The organism is Pseudomonas sp. 5P_5.1_Bac1, assembly GCF_025466015.1.
Lineage (GTDB): Bacteria > Pseudomonadota > Gammaproteobacteria > Pseudomonadales > Pseudomonadaceae > Aquipseudomonas.
The window spans coordinates 223,084-237,376 of sequence record NZ_JANLNX010000110.1 but is presented as its reverse complement, the minus strand read 5'-3'; the positions used below and the strand labels follow the sequence as shown (position 1 = coordinate 237,376).

14 protein-coding genes are annotated in these 14,293 nt (G+C 64.1%); 9 read left to right on the top strand and 5 right to left on the bottom strand.

The window, feature by feature from the left end:
* Window positions 1-15: 15 nt before the first annotated feature.
* Together NTD82_RS25565 and dprA are read right to left on the bottom strand one after the other, a co-directional pair.
* Window positions 16-573, bottom strand: coding sequence for an L-threonylcarbamoyladenylate synthase (locus NTD82_RS25565; protein ID WP_095159096.1), 558 nt, complete (start codon window positions 571-573; stop codon window positions 16-18).
* 37 nt (window positions 574-610) lie between these two features.
* Window positions 611-1,708 (bottom strand): DNA-processing protein DprA, encoded by a 1,098-nt coding sequence (dprA, locus tag NTD82_RS25560; protein ID WP_262130756.1) that lies wholly within the window; start codon window positions 1,706-1,708, stop codon window positions 611-613.
* 209 nt (window positions 1,709-1,917) lie between these two features.
* Between dprA and def the strand changes: the two genes are divergently transcribed.
* Genes def through NTD82_RS25535 form a run of 5 tightly spaced genes read left to right on the top strand, consistent with a single transcriptional unit; the run spans window position 1,918 to window position 6,459 of the window.
* On the top strand, window positions 1,918-2,424 hold the full coding sequence (def, locus tag NTD82_RS25555; protein WP_262130755.1) for a peptide deformylase: 507 nt from the start codon (window positions 1,918-1,920) through the stop codon (window positions 2,422-2,424).
* Window positions 2,425-2,482: 58 nt separating this feature from the next.
* Entirely contained in the window at window positions 2,483-3,415 is a 933-nt protein-coding gene (fmt, locus tag NTD82_RS25550; protein WP_262130754.1) for a methionyl-tRNA formyltransferase, read from the top strand.
* Window positions 3,412-4,725, top strand: coding sequence for a 16S rRNA (cytosine(967)-C(5))-methyltransferase RsmB (gene rsmB / locus NTD82_RS25545; protein ID WP_262130753.1), 1,314 nt, complete (start codon window positions 3,412-3,414; stop codon window positions 4,723-4,725). Before fmt ends, rsmB begins: the two co-directional genes overlap by 4 nt.
* Window positions 4,726-4,746: 21 nt before the next feature.
* A complete protein-coding gene (gene trkA / locus NTD82_RS25540; protein ID WP_262130752.1) occupies window positions 4,747-6,120 on the top strand; it encodes a Trk system potassium transporter TrkA in 1,374 nt (457 codons plus the stop codon).
* Between the two features lie 24 nt (window positions 6,121-6,144).
* Window positions 6,145-6,459 carry a tetratricopeptide repeat protein gene (locus tag NTD82_RS25535; RefSeq protein WP_262130751.1) on the top strand — a complete coding sequence of 105 codons (315 nt, stop codon included), beginning with the start codon at window positions 6,145-6,147 and terminating at the stop codon, window positions 6,457-6,459.
* 106 nt (window positions 6,460-6,565) lie between these two features.
* On the opposite strand, the gene NTD82_RS25530 is transcribed toward NTD82_RS25535, so the two are convergent.
* Window positions 6,566-7,453, bottom strand: coding sequence for a lysophospholipid acyltransferase (locus tag NTD82_RS25530; RefSeq protein WP_262130750.1), 888 nt, complete (start codon window positions 7,451-7,453; stop codon window positions 6,566-6,568).
* A gap of 39 nt (window positions 7,454-7,492) precedes the next feature.
* Window positions 7,493-8,044, bottom strand: a complete 552-nt coding sequence (locus NTD82_RS25525; protein ID WP_262130749.1) for a DNA-3-methyladenine glycosylase I — start codon at window positions 8,042-8,044, stop codon at window positions 7,493-7,495.
* 82 nt (window positions 8,045-8,126) lie between these two features.
* Here NTD82_RS25525 and glyQ point away from each other — a divergent pair, with 82 nt between their 5' ends.
* From glyQ to NTD82_RS25505, 4 genes are all read left to right on the top strand, one after another.
* Window positions 8,127-9,074: a glycine--tRNA ligase subunit alpha gene (glyQ, locus tag NTD82_RS25520; RefSeq protein ID WP_110969864.1), complete on the top strand. Its 948-nt coding sequence runs from the start codon at window positions 8,127-8,129 to the stop codon at window positions 9,072-9,074.
* Window positions 9,071-11,125: a glycine--tRNA ligase subunit beta gene (gene glyS, locus NTD82_RS25515; protein WP_262130748.1), complete on the top strand. Its 2,055-nt coding sequence runs from the start codon at window positions 9,071-9,073 to the stop codon at window positions 11,123-11,125. The genes glyQ and glyS overlap by 4 nt, the downstream gene beginning before the upstream one ends.
* Before the next feature lie 3 nt (window positions 11,126-11,128).
* Window positions 11,129-11,662 (top strand): D-glycero-beta-D-manno-heptose 1,7-bisphosphate 7-phosphatase, encoded by a 534-nt coding sequence (gene gmhB / locus NTD82_RS25510; protein WP_095159106.1) that lies wholly within the window; start codon window positions 11,129-11,131, stop codon window positions 11,660-11,662.
* A gap of 63 nt (window positions 11,663-11,725) precedes the next feature.
* Window positions 11,726-12,499 (top strand): lysophospholipid acyltransferase family protein, encoded by a 774-nt coding sequence (locus tag NTD82_RS25505; RefSeq protein WP_095159107.1) that lies wholly within the window; start codon window positions 11,726-11,728, stop codon window positions 12,497-12,499.
* 171 nt (window positions 12,500-12,670) lie between these two features.
* Here the strand turns inward: NTD82_RS25505 and NTD82_RS25500 are convergent, their stop codons facing one another.
* Entirely contained in the window at window positions 12,671-14,293 is a 1,623-nt protein-coding gene (locus tag NTD82_RS25500) for an MFS transporter (RefSeq protein ID WP_262130747.1), read from the bottom strand.

Genomic DNA, 14,293 nt, shown 5'->3' with positions numbered 1-14,293 from the left:
CGAGTGAGCCGTTAGTCAGCCCGCCCGAACCACCTCACCACTGGCCAGATCCCGAATCACACTCGGATTCTTCCGCCCACCCAACGCCCCACCCAGCACCAGATCAAGCTGGTTGTGGAAATACTGCTCCACCCGCAACCGCGACTTGGCGGCCGGGCGTCCGGCCGGGTTGGCCGAGGTCGATACCAGCGGGCCAACCAGCGAACACAGATCCCGCACCAGCGGATGATCACTGACCCGCAACGCCACGGTGTCATGCACGCCGGTGATCCACTCCGGCAGCATGCCCTGGTGCGGCACCAGCCAGGTGTTCGGGCCGGGCCAGGTGCTGGCCATGCGGTCGAGCCAGAGTTCGGGGAAGTCTTCGAAGAGGAAGTCGAACTGGCGGATGTTGTCGGCGATCAGGATCAGGCCCTTGTTCACCGAGCGCGACTTGAGCGCCAGCAGCCGGTCCACCGCTTCTTCATTCCATGGGTCACAGCCCAGGCCCCAGACCGCTTCGGTCGGATAGGCGATCACCGCTCCGGCCCGGATTTCCCGCGCGGCTTGTTGCGCACGCCAACTGTTGACCATTTCTGTTACTCCGCTTGAAGGCTGGTGGGCAGTTTACTTAGCCAGGGCGGGCAAACCAACGCCCGGCTTCATTGCACACGCGGCCATCCAGTTCCAGGTCGGTCAACGCCGCCAGCACGCGGTTCAGCGGCAGGCCGCTGGCGTGGGCCAGGCCTTCGCTGGTCAGTGGCGCGGCCAGCAGCAGGGCAACCAACGGATGAGCCGGTTTATCCACAGGCGCCGGCGAAAGGTTCTGCCAGCCGCGCAGGCTTTCAAGGATCTGCTCGATGCTTTCCACCAGCAGCGCGCCGTCGCGGATCAACTGGTGGCAGCCCTTGGCGCCGGGGTGGTGGATCGAACCGGGAATGGCGAACACCTCGCGACCCTGTTCCGCCGCCAGCCGCGCGGTGATCAACGAGCCACTGGCGAGGCTCGCCTCCACCACCAGCACGCCCAGGGAAAGCCCGCTGATGATGCGGTTGCGCCGTGGGAAGTTGGCGGGCAGCGGCCCGGCATCCAGGGGAAACTCGGAAACCAGCGCACTGCCTTGTTCCAGCATGTGACGTGCCAGGTTGCGGTGGCGCTGTGGATAAAGTTTTTGCAAGCCGGTGCCGAGCACACCGATCGACGCCCCGCCCACCTCGATCGCGGCCTGGTGCGCGGCACCGTCGATGCCCAGGGCCAGGCCGCTGGTCACGACAAAACCGGCCCGGGCCAGGCTGCGGGAAAACGCTGCCGCAGTGCCCAACGCCGGCGGCGAAGCACGGCGGCTGCCGACGATGGCCAACTGCGGTTTATCCACAAGCGCAGGGTCGCCGGCGACAAATAGCAGCGGTGGCGGATTGGGGATTTCCGCGAGCAGCGCAGGGTAGGCGGGGTCGTCCCACATCAGCAAATGCTGGCCCGAACGCTCTAGCCAGGCCATTGCCGCCGCCGCGCCATCGCGCACTTCGGCGCTGCGTCGGGCCTCGCTCGCCGCTGGTGGCAGACCCAGCGTCCGCCAGGCGGAAGCCGGTGCGCTGAGCGCCGCCGAGGCACTACCAAACGCGTGGATCAGTTTCATAAAGCGTTGCGGGCCGACCTCGGGCAGACGCTGCAGACGCAAACGCGCCTCCAGTTCGGCAGGCGGGCAAGCGGGAAAATCGGGGCAGGGCATAAGACCGTCCTTGATCTTTTCGGGATTACCCACATCTCACAACCTGTGGATAACTCTGTTGATAATGCTTTGACAACTGCCCGACGAACGCGGTCCGACAGCCGGCTTTTCAACCCTAGACGACCTTTTCGCAGGTGCCGAACGCGCAGAATCCCTTTATTATGTGCGCTCATGTTTGTCACACATCGCACAGTGCAGCTCATACGCTTATGGCCATTCTGAACATCCTCGAATTCCCGGACCCGCGCCTTCGCACCATCGCCAAACCGGTGACGGAAGTCGACGACGCCATCCGCCAGTTGGTGGATGACATGTTCGAAACCATGTACGAAGCCCCAGGCATCGGCCTGGCCGCGACCCAGGTCAACGTGCACAAGCGCGTCGTGGTCATGGACCTGAGCGAAGATCGCAGCGAGCCGCGGGTGTTCATCAACCCCGAGCTGGAAGAACTGACCGACGACATGGGCCAGTACCAGGAAGGCTGCCTGTCGGTGCCGGGGTTCTACGAGAACGTCGACCGTCCGCTGAAAGTCCGGGTCAAGGCCCTGGACCGCGACGGCAAACCCTACGATCTGATCGCCGAAGGCCTGCTGGCCGTGTGCATCCAGCACGAATGCGACCACCTCAACGGCAAGCTGTTCGTCGATTACCTGTCGACGCTCAAACGCGACCGCATCAAGAAGAAGCTGGAAAAGCAGCACCGCCAGCAAGCTTGATCCTCCTCACTCCAGAAGGCTTGCTCCGGCAAGCCTTTTTCTTTTAAGCGAGAACTCCATGCGCATCGTCTTCGCGGGCACCCCCGAGTTTGCCGCCGAACACCTCAAGGCCCTGCTGGCCAGCCACCACGAAATCATCGCCGTCTACACCCAGCCGGACCGGCCGGCCGGCCGTGGGCAGAAGCTGATGCCCAGCCCGGTGAAGCAACTGGCTGTGGATAACAACATTCCGGTGCTGCAACCGCCGACCTTGCGCAACCCCGACGCCCAGGCCGAACTGGCCGCGCTCGCGCCAGACCTGATGGTGGTGGTGGCCTACGGCCTGATCCTGCCGCAAGTGGTGCTGGATATTCCCAAGCTCGGCTGCATCAACAGCCACGCCTCGCTGCTGCCGCGCTGGCGCGGTGCCGCGCCGATCCAGCGCGCCGTGGAAGCCGGCGATGCCGACAGCGGCGTGACCGTGATGCGCATGGAGGCCGGCCTGGACACGGGCCCGATGCTGCTGAAAGTCAGCACGCCGATCAGCGCCACGGACACCGGCGGCACCCTGCATGACCGCCTGGCCGAACTCGGCCCGCCCGCCGTGCTGGAAGCCATCGCCGGCCTCGACGCTGGCACCCTGCAAGGCGAAGTGCAGGACGATGCCCTGGCCACGTATGCACACAAGCTGAACAAGGACGAAGCACGCCTGGACTGGAGCCGCCCGGCCGTCGAGCTGGAGCGTCTGGTGCGCGCCTTCAACCCGTGGCCGATCTGCCACAGCACCCTGGCGGGCGAAGCGCTGAAAGTGCTGGCCGCCAACCTGGCCGAAGGCCAGGGCGCGCCGGGTGAAATCCTTTCGGCGAGCAAGGACGGCCTGGTCGTCGCCTGCGGCGAGCAGGCGCTGAGCCTGACCCGCCTGCAACTGCCCGGCGGCAAGGCGCTGAACTTCAGCGACCTGTTCAACAGCCGCCGCGAGAAATTCACCCCCGGCACGGTACTCGGCCAATGAACCCGCGTCTGGCCGCCGCCCGTGCCCTGGCCGCCGTGCTCAGCGGCAAGGCCTCGCTGAACAGTTCGCTGCCGGCGCAACTGGACAAGGTCGAGGCCCGCGACCGCGGCCTGACCCAAGACCTCGCCTTCGGCACCGCGCGCTGGCAGCCACGGCTCTCGGCGCTGGCCGAGCGCCTGCTGCAAAAACCTTTCAAGAGCGCCGACGCCGATGTGCAGGCGCTGCTGCTGGTGGGCCTGTACCAGTTGTTCTACACCCGCGTCCCGGAGCACGCCGCAATCGGCGAAACCGTGGGCTGCGCCGACAAGCTGAAAAAGCCGTGGGCCAAGGGCCTGCTCAACGCAGTGCTGCGCCGTGCCCAACGTGAAGGCAACGACATCCTCGCCGAGCTGGAGCGCGATCCGGTGGTGCGCACCGCCCACCCGCGCTGGCTGCAAAAGTCGCTGAAGGCGTTCTGGCCGGAGCAGTGGGAAGCCATCTGCGCCGCCAACAACGCCCATCCGCCGATGATCCTGCGGGTCAACCGCCGCCATCACAGCCGCGACGCCTACCTTGAACTGCTGCGCCAGGCCGGCATCGACGCCGCGCCGTGCCAGTACAGCGCCGACGGTATCCTCCTCGCCGCCGCCAGCGATGTGCGTGACCTGCCCGGCTTCGCCGAAGGCTGGATCAGCGTCCAGGACGAAGCCGCGCAACTGGCCGCCGACCTGCTGGAGCTGGCGCCGGGGCAACGGGTGCTGGACGCCTGCTGCGCCCCCGGCGGCAAGACCTGCCACCTGCTCGAAGCCGAACCGAAGCTGGCCGGCGTGGTCGCCATCGACCTGGAAGCCAAGCGCCTGGTGCGGGTCCGCGAGAACCTCGACCGCCTCGGCCTCGACGCCCAACTGATCGCCTGCGATGCCCGCGACACCGGCGAGTGGTGGGACGGCCAGGGCTTCCAGCGCATCCTGCTGGACGCACCGTGCTCGGCCACCGGCGTGATCCGTCGCCACCCGGACATCAAGCTGACCCGCCAGCCCGACGACATCGCCGCGCTGGCCGTCCTGCAAGGCGAACTGCTCGACGCGCTCTGGCCGACCCTCGAGGTCGGCGGCATGCTGCTCTACGCCACCTGCTCCACCTTGCCCACGGAAAACACCGAGGTGATCGAGGCGTTCCTCGCCCGCACCCCCGGCGCCCGTGAGCTGGACCTGGCCACCGACGCCGGCATTCGCCAGCCGCACGGTCGCCAACTGCTCGCCCAGGAAGGCGGGCACGACGGTTTCTACTACGCCAAGCTGATAAAAATCGCCGCCGCGCGCGGCCTATAACAACAAAGGAAGGGACAGCGGATGAAGATCATCATCCTTGGCGCGGGGCAGGTCGGCGGGACGCTGGCCGAACACCTGGCCAGCGAAGCCAACGACATCACCGTGGTCGACACCGATGGCGAACGCCTGCGCGATCTCGGCGATCGCCTCGATATCCGCACCGTCCAGGGTCGCGGCTCGCTGCCGACCATCCTGCGCCAGGCCGGCGCCGACGACGCCGACATGCTGGTGGCGGTGACCAACAGCGACGAGACCAACATGGTCGCCTGCCAGGTCGCCTACACGCTGTTCCACACCCCGACCAAGATCGCCCGGGTCCGCGAGTCCGCCTACCTGACCCGCAACGAGCTGTTCGACAACGAAGCCATTCCGGTGGACGTGCTCATCAGCCCGGAACAGGTGGTGACCCACTGCATCAAGCGCCTGATCGAACACCCCGGCGCGCTACAGGTGATCGACTTCGCCGAAGGCAAGGCGCAACTGGTGGCGGTGAAGGCTTACTACGGCGGGCCGCTGGTGGGCCAGCAACTGCGCCAGATCCGCGCGCACATGCCGAATGTCGACACCCGCGTGGCGGCTATCTTCCGTCGCGACCGGCCGATCCTGCCGCAAGGCGACACGGTGATCGAAGCCGACGACGAGGTGTTCTTCATTGCCGCCAAGGCGCACATCCGCGCGGTGATGGGCGAGCTGCGCCGCCTCGATGAAACCAACAAGCGCGTAGTGATCGCCGGTGGCGGGCAGATCGGCGAACGCCTGGCCGAGGCCATCGAAAGCCGCTATCAGGTGAAAATCATCGAGATGAACGCGGCCCGCTGCCGCTACCTCTCCGACAACCTCGACAGCACCGTGGTGCTCCAGGGCAGTGCCTCGGACCGCGACCTGCTGCTGGAAGAGAACATCGCCGACGCCGACATCTTCCTGGCCCTGACCAACGACGACGAGGCCAACATCATGTCCTCGCTGCTGGCCAAGCGCCTCGGCGCGCGCAAAGTGATGACCATCATCAACAACCCGGCCTACGTCGACCTGGTGCAGGGCGGCGAAATCGATATCGCCATCAGCCCGCAACTGGCGACCATCGGCACCTTGCTGGCTCACGTGCGCCGCGGCGATATCGTCAGCGTGCACTCCCTGCGCCGTGGCGCGGCGGAAGCCATCGAAGCGATCGCCCATGGCGACTCGAAGTCGAGCAAGGTGGTGGGCAAGGCCATCGAAGACATCAACCTGCCGCCGGGCACCACCATCGGCGCGATCATCCGCGACGACGAAGTGCTGATCGCCCACGACGACACGGTGATCAAGAGCGGCGACCACGTGATCCTGTTCGTTGTGGATAAAAAGTACATTCGCGATGTGGAGAAGCTGTTCCACGTCGGTCTGACGTTCTTCTGACCGTTACCGAAGGAAGGGAAGGCAATGCGCGAATCGCTGGAAAAGATGCTCGCCAAGGGTGTGGATAACCCGCTGTTGCGCTTTGGGCTGGGCAAGTCCTGGCTGGACGAAGGCAATGGCGCCGAAGCGGCGGTGCACCTGGCGCGGTGTGTGGAGCTGGATCCGAAGTATTCGGCGGCGTGGAAGTTGCTCGGCAAGGCGTGGGTGGCGGCTGGGGATAACGCTGCGGCGCGGGCGGCCTGGCAGCAGGGGATTGCGGCGGCGCAGGCTCATGGGGACAAGCAGGCCGAGAAGGAAATGGCGGTGTTCTTGAAGAAGCTGGATAAAGCGGGGAATTGAGTCGTCTGGTTTCGAGGGCTTCGCGAGCAAGCTCGCTCCTACAGGGGATTGCGTCATCCCTGTAGGAGCGAGCTCGTCGGGGCGCCGAACCGTCGCGATGAGGCCCTCAATACCAACGAGCTTCCCCAGCCGGCCGCTTCTTGAACCGTTTCATGCTCCACATGTACTGACTCGGATAGGCCCGCACATACTTTTCCACCACCTGGCTCATCGCCGCCGCCGAGGTCTCGGTGTCGGTGCTGTACATCGCCTCCGGCGCCGCTTCGAGGATCACCTTGAAGCCTGAACCGTCCGGCAGCCGCAAGGCATGCAGGAACACCCCGACCGCCTTGCCGCCCGCCAGCATGTTCGGCACGAACTTGCTGGTCAGCGCTTTGGTCCCCAGGAACGGCACGAAGATCCCCGCCGATTCGGCCGGCTCCGGGTCCGCCGGAATGCCGACCTGACCGCCTTTGCGCACTTCCTTGATGATGCTCAGGATGCCTTCCTTGGTCGAAGGCGCAACGCGGTTGCCCAGTTGCACACGCTGTTCGCGCAGCAGGTCATCGACCGCCTTGAGCTTGGGCGGGCGGTAGAAAATGATCGGTTTGCACTGGCTGCAATAGAAGTGGTTGAGCACTTCCCAGTTGCCGAGGTGGCTGGTGATGCCAACCACGCCTTTGCCCGAGGCCAGCGCGTCTTTCAACACCTCCAGGCCTTCGACTTCACGCACCAGGTCGATGGAACGCTGCGCCGGCCAGATCCAGGCGCAGGCGCTTTCGGTGAAAGACTTGCCGATGTCCATCAGCGAGCGTCCCACCAACTTCTCGCGCTCGACCGGGTCCATCTCGGGGAAGCATTTGGCGAGGTTGATCCGCACCACTTCACGGGAGCTGTTCGGCACCTTCCACATGATCCAGCCGATGGCCGCGCCGACCCGTTGCACCGCGCCCCAAGGCAGCTTGGCAAACAACCGCAACGCCCCGACCATCAAGGCGCCCTTGAACTTTTCCACAGGCAGGTTCCTCCGTAAGCAAGCCGGGCATTGTAACCGTCAGCGCCGCAGGGCGGCGTATCGATCGCAATCGGTGGTGTGATCCATGACCATGCCGGTGGCCTGCATGAAGGCATAACAGATGGTCGGCCCGACGAAAGTGAAGCCGGCCTTTTGCAGCGCCTTGCTCATGGCCTTGGCCTCGTCGGTCACCGCCGGCACGTCGCTGCGCTCGACAAAATGATTGATCTTCGGCTGGCCGCCAACGAAGGACCACAGCCACTGCGCCGGGTCTTGCAGTTCCAGCCACGCCCGCGCATTGCGCCGGGCGGCGTTGAGCTTCAGGCGGTTGCGGATGATGCCGGGGTCGAGCATGCGCTCTTCGATTTCTTCATCGGTCATCTGCGCCAGCCGGTGGGGATCGAAACCGAACAGCACTTGCCGATAACGCTCGCGCTTTTTCAGCACGGTGATCCACGACAGACCGGCCTGGAATCCTTCCAGAAGCAGCATTTCGAAGAGTTGCCGGGCATCGCGCTGCGGCGTGCCCCATTCCTGATCGTGATAAGTCTGGTACAGCGGATCGTCGGTACACCAAAAGCAACGTGGCATAAAGCACCATGGGTAGAGGCCGGGGCGAATCGGGTTATACTCCCGCTCTTTATATTCGCAGCCCTAGAAACAGGTGAATTTCGTGAGCCAGCCTACGCCAGCCGTGCGTACCTTCCAAGACTTGATCCTCGCGCTCCAGCAGTACTGGGCCGAGCAAGGTTGTGTGGTGCTTCAGCCCTACGATATGGAAGTGGGCGCCGGCACCTTTCATACCGCCACGTTTCTGCGCGCCGTAGGCCCGGAAACCTGGAACGCTGCCTACGTGCAGCCGAGCCGTCGCCCGGCCGATGGCCGCTACGGCGAAAACCCTAACCGCCTGCAGCACTACTATCAGTTCCAGGTAGTGCTCAAGCCGAACCCGGCCAACTTCCAGGAGCTGTACCTCGGCTCGCTGAAAGCCATCGGCCTGGATCCGCTGGTTCACGACATCCGTTTCGTCGAAGACAACTGGGAATCGCCGACCCTCGGCGCCTGGGGTCTGGGTTGGGAAATCTGGCTCAACGGCATGGAAGTCACCCAGTTCACCTACTTCCAGCAAGTTGGCGGCATCGAATGCCTGCCGGTCACCGGTGAAATTACCTATGGCCTGGAACGTCTGGCCATGTACCTGCAGGGCGTCGACTCGGTCTACGACCTGGTCTGGACCGACGGTCCGTTCGGCAAGGTGACCTACGGCGACGTGTTCCACCAGAACGAAGTGGAGCAGTCGACCTACAACTTCGAACACGCCAACGTCGAGAAACTGTTCGAGCTGTTCGACTTCTACGAAAGCGAAGCCAACCGCCTGATCGAGCTGGAACTGCCGCTGCCGACCTACGAAATGGTCCTCAAGGCGTCCCACACCTTCAACCTGCTGGATGCCCGCCGCGCCATCTCGGTCACCGAGCGCCAGCGTTACATCCTGCGCGTGCGCACCCTGGCCCGCGCCGTGGCGCAGAGCTACCTGAACGCCCGCGCCAAGCTGGGCTTCCCGATGGCGACCCCTGAATTGCGTGATGAAGTGTTGGCCAAGCTGGAGGCTGCAGAATGAGTGCTCAAGATTTCCTGGTTGAACTGGGCACCGAAGAGCTGCCACCCAAGGCCCTGGCCAGCCTCGGCGATGCGTTTCTCGCCGGCATCGAAAAAGGCCTACAGGCCGCCGGCCTGAACTACACCGGCAAACAGGTGTACGCCGCACCGCGTCGCCTGGCCGTGCTGATCCGTGAACTCGACACCCAGCAGCCAGACCGCAGCATCAACGTCGACGGCCCGCCCCGCCAGGCCGCATTCGACGCTGAAGGCAACCCGACCCAGGCCGCCCTCGGCTTCGCCAAGAAGTGTGGCGTGGAGCTGTCGGAAATCGACCAGAGCGGCGCCAAGCTGCGTTTCTCCCAGCACATCCCGGGCAAGGCGACCGCCAGCCTGCTGCCGACCATCGTCGAAGATTCGCTGAACGACCTGCCGATTCCCAAGCGCATGCGCTGGGGTGCTCGCCGCGAAGAGTTCGTGCGCCCGACCCAATGGCTGGTAATGCTGCTGGGTGACGAGGTGGTCGATTGCACCATCCTCGCCCAGACTGCCGGTCGCGAATCCCGTGGCCACCGCTTCCACCATCCGGAAAACGTACGCATCAGCGCTCCGGCCAACTACCAGGAAGACCTGCGCAAGGCCTACGTCCTGGCCGACTTCGCCGAGCGTCGCGAGCTGATCAGCAAGCGCACCGCTGAACTGGCGATGCAGCAGGAAGGCACCGCGATCGTGCCGCCAGCCCTGCTGGACGAAGTGACCGCGCTGGTCGAGTGGCCGGTGCCGCTGGTCTGCTCGTTCGAGGAACGTTTCCTCGAAGTGCCGCAAGAAGCCCTGATCACCACCATGCAGGACAACCAGAAGTACTTCTGCCTGCTGGACGTCGACGGCAAACTGCTGCCGCGCTTCATCACCGTGGCCAACGTCGAGAGCCGCGATCCGAAGCAGATCGTCGAAGGCAACGAGAAGGTCGTGCGCCCGCGCCTGACCGACGCCGAGTTCTTCTTCAAGCAGGACAAGAAGCAGCCACTGGCGAGCTTCAACGACCGCCTGCAGAACGTGGTCTTCCAGGCCCAGTTGGGCAGCGTCTTCGACAAGGCCGAGCGCGTTTCGAATCTGGCCGCGTTCATCGCCGGCAAGATCGGCGGCGACGCCCAGCGTGCTGCCCGCGCGGGTCTGCTGTCCAAGTGCGACCTGGCCTCCGAGATGGTCGGCGAATTCCCTGAAATGCAGGGCGTTGCCGGTTACTACTACGCGCTCAACGACGGCGAGCCGGAAGATGTCGCCCTGGCCCTGAACGAGCAGTACATGCCGCGCGGTGCTGGCGCTGAACTGCCATCGACCCTGACCGGCGCGGCCGTGGCCATCGCCGACAAGCTCGACACCCTGGTCGGCATCTTCGGTATCGGCATGCTGCCAACCGGCAGCAAAGACCCGTATGCACTGCGTCGTGCGGCCCTGGGCGTACTGCGCATCCTGATCGAGAAGCAACTGGACCTGGACCTGACCGAAGCAGTCGACTTCGCGGTCAAGCAGTTCGGTGCCAAGGTCAAGCCGGCCGGCCTGGCCGAGCTGGTGCTGGAGTTCATCTTCGACCGCCTGCGTGCGCGCTACGAAGATGAAGGCATCGATGTTGCCACCTACCTGTCGGTACGTGCCCTGAAGCCGGGTTCGGCGCTGGACTTCGACCAGCGCGTGCAGGCCGTACAGGCCTTCCGCCAACTGCCGGAAGCCGCCGCCCTGGCCGCGGTGAACAAGCGCGTGTCGAACCTGCTGAGCAAAGCCGAAGGCACCGTGGCCACCACCGTCGAGCCGAAGTACTTCGACAACGCCAACGAGTTCTCGCTGTACTCGGCGATCCAGCAGGCCGACCACGCCGTGCAACCGCTGGCAGCAGCGCGTCAGTACCGCGAGTCGCTGGCGCGTCTGGCTGCCCTGCGTGAGCCGGTGGATGCGTTCTTCGAAGCGGTGATGGTCAATGCCGAGGACGCCAACGTGCGGGCCAACCGTTATGCCCTGCTCAGCCGCCTGCGCGGTCTGTTCCTGGGCGTGGCCGACATCTCGCTGCTGGGGTAAGCCTTGAAACTGCTGATTCTCGATCGTGACGGGGTGATCAACCAGGACTCCGACGCCTACATCAAGTCGCTGGAGGAATGGATTCCGATCCCCGGCTCGATCGAGGCCATCGCGCAGTTGAGCCAGGCCGGCTGGACGGTGGCCGTCGCCACCAACCAGTCCGGCATCGCTCGCGGCTACTACCCGCTGTCGACCCTCGACGCCATGCACGCCCGCCTGCGTGAGCTGGTGGCCGCGCTGGGTGGCGAAGTCGGGCTGATCGTCCACTGCCCGCACGGGCCGGACGATGGCTGCGATTGCCGCAAGCCAAAGCCCGGAATGCTGCGGCAGATTGCCCAACACTATGACGCCAGCCTCGCTGGCGTGTGGTTCGTCGGCGACAGCAGCGGTGACCTGGAAGCTGCGGCAACCGTCGATGCTCAACCGGTTCTGGTACGCACCGGCAAGGGTGAGAAGACCCTGGCCAAGGGCGTTGCGCCGGATACACTGATTTTCGATGACCTGGCTGCCGTCGCCAGAGCACTTATCCACAAATAGCGCGCCTGCCCCTTGCGGGCGCACTCTTACTAGGCGGGCCCTCCCGCAACGGTACAAGCCGCTATGTCGATCCTGCAGGCGATCAGAATCGTTCCCTTTTATCTGTTGTTGGGCGCCAGCGCGCTGATCTGGTGTTCACTCAGCTTCTTTATCGCGCCATTCCTGCCGTTCCGTTATCGCTATCGCTGGATCAACGTCTACTGGTGCCGCTTCGCGCTGGTGCTGGTGCGGGTGTTCCTGAATATCCGGGTCAAGGTGACCGGCGCCGAAAACATCCCCGAGCGCCCCTGCGTGATCCTCTCCAATCACCAGAGCACCTGGGAAACCTTCTTCCTCTCCGCGTACTTCCAGCCTCTGAGCCAAGTGCTCAAGCGCGAGTTGCTGTACGTGCCGTTCTTCGGATGGGCCATGGCCATGCTGCGGCCGATCGCCATCGACCGCGATAACCCCAAAGCCGCCCTGAAACAGGTTGCCGCTAAAGGCGACAAGCTGCTCAAGGAACGTGTCTGGGTGCTGATCTTCCCGGAAGGCACCCGCGTGCCATTCGGCCAGATCGGCAAGTTCTCGCGCAGTGGCGCCGCCCTGGCGGTGAACGCCGACCTGCCAGTACTGCCCATTGCCCACAACGCTGGCAAGTACTGGCCCAAGGAAGGCTGGGGCAAGCGCGCCGGCACCATCGAAGTGGTTATCGGCGAGCCGATGTGGGCCGAAGGTAGTGGTCCGCGAGCAATCGCCGAACTGAACGACCGCGCTGCGGCCTGGAACGAAAAGACCCAGCGCGAACTGGGTTCGCTGCCGCCTCTGCAGGCAGTCAGCGAAACCCAGTCGGTCGCTTGACCCGTTCTGTGGATAACTTGTTGACAATATTTGGATTGCTTACGAAAAAACGCGCTAACTCATTAATCTACTTACATATTTCTATGTATGACTGTTTCGTGTAAATCGTGCATAAGTTTTTTCGCGGAATAAAAAAACCGGCTTTTACGCCGGTTTTTTTGTGCCTGTTATTCACACCTTGTCGATGTCTACGTCTCGGGTCTCTTTCAGGCAGAACAGCCCCACCACCAGGCTGACTCCGGTGATCAGAACCGGGTACCAAAGCCCGTAGAAAATATCGCCGGTGTACACCACCAGGGCGAACGATACGGTGGGCAGGAAACCGCCGAACCAGCCGTTGCCGATGTGGTAGGGCAGGGACATCGAGGTGTAGCGGATGCGGGTCGGGAACAGCTCGACCATCACCGCAGCCAACGGTCCGTAGGTCATGGTGGCGATCAGGATCATCACCACGATCAGCAGCACCACCATCGGCTGGTTGACGCTGCTGGCGTCCGCTTTAGACGGGTAGCCAGCCTTCTCGATGGCGGCGCGCATCGCGGCCTCGTCGAAGCCCTCGATGCGCAGCTCACCCACCATCACTGCCACGCTGCTGCCGGCAGGCACCGATTGCGAGCTGTACGGCAGGCCCTGCTTGACCAGGAACGTCTTGACCTTGTCGCACGGGCTGTCGAAACGCGCCTTGCCCACCGGGTCGAACTGGAAGGTGCAGCCGGCGGGATCCGCCATCACCACGATCGGCGACTGACGGCTGGCGGTGTCGATCTGCGGGTTGGCGTAGTGGCTCAGCGCTTTGAATAGCGGGAAGTAGAGCAGGGTGGCGAGCAGCAGGCCAAGCATCAGAATCGGCTTGCGCCCGATCCGGTCCGACAGCCAGCCGAAGAAAACGAAGAACGGCGCGCCGATCACCACGCTGATGATCAGCAGGGTGTTGGCTTGGGCCGGGTCCATCTTGAGCATCTGGGTCATGAAGAACAGCACGTAGAACTGCGCGGTGTAGAAGGTTACCGCCTGACCGGCGTTGATGCTGAACAGCGCCGTCAGAACGACCTTGAGGTTCGGCCAGGAGGTGAAGGACTCGCGGATCGGCGACTTGCTGATCTTGCCTTGGGCCTTCATTTTCACGAAGGCCGGCGACTCATGCATGCTCATGCGGATCCAGGTGGAGATCGCCAGCAGCACGATGGACAGCAGGAACGGCAGGCGCCAGCCCCAGGTTTCGAACTGGTCGCCACTGATGTAGCGGCTGCCCAGCACCACCAGCAGCGACAGCAGCAGGCCGAGGGTCGCGGTGGACTGGATAAAGCCTGTGTGGAAACCACGTTTGCCGTGCGGGGCGTGTTCGGCAACGTAGGTCGCCGCGCCGCCGTACTCACCGCCCAGCGCCAGGCCCTGGAGCATGCGCAGCACTACCAGGATGATCGGTGCGGCGATACCGATGCTGGCGTAGGTCGGCAGCAAGCCCACGGCGAAGGTCGACAGGCCCATCAGCACGATGGTCACCAGGAAGGTGTACTTGCGGCCGATCATGTCTCCCAGCCGCCCGAACACCAGGGCACCGAAAGGCCTGACCAGGAACCCGGCGGCAAATGCCATCAGCGCAAAGATGAACGCCGTGGTGTCGTTGACCCCGGCGAAGAACTGCTTGCTGATGACCGCGGCCAACGCCCCGTAGAGAAAAAAGTCATACCACTCGAAAACCGTCCCGAGGGATGACGCGAAAATGATCTTGCGCTCTTCGCGGCGGCTGCTGGCCGTCGTGGTTGCGCTCTGTTGCTGAAGGGTGTCCGACAT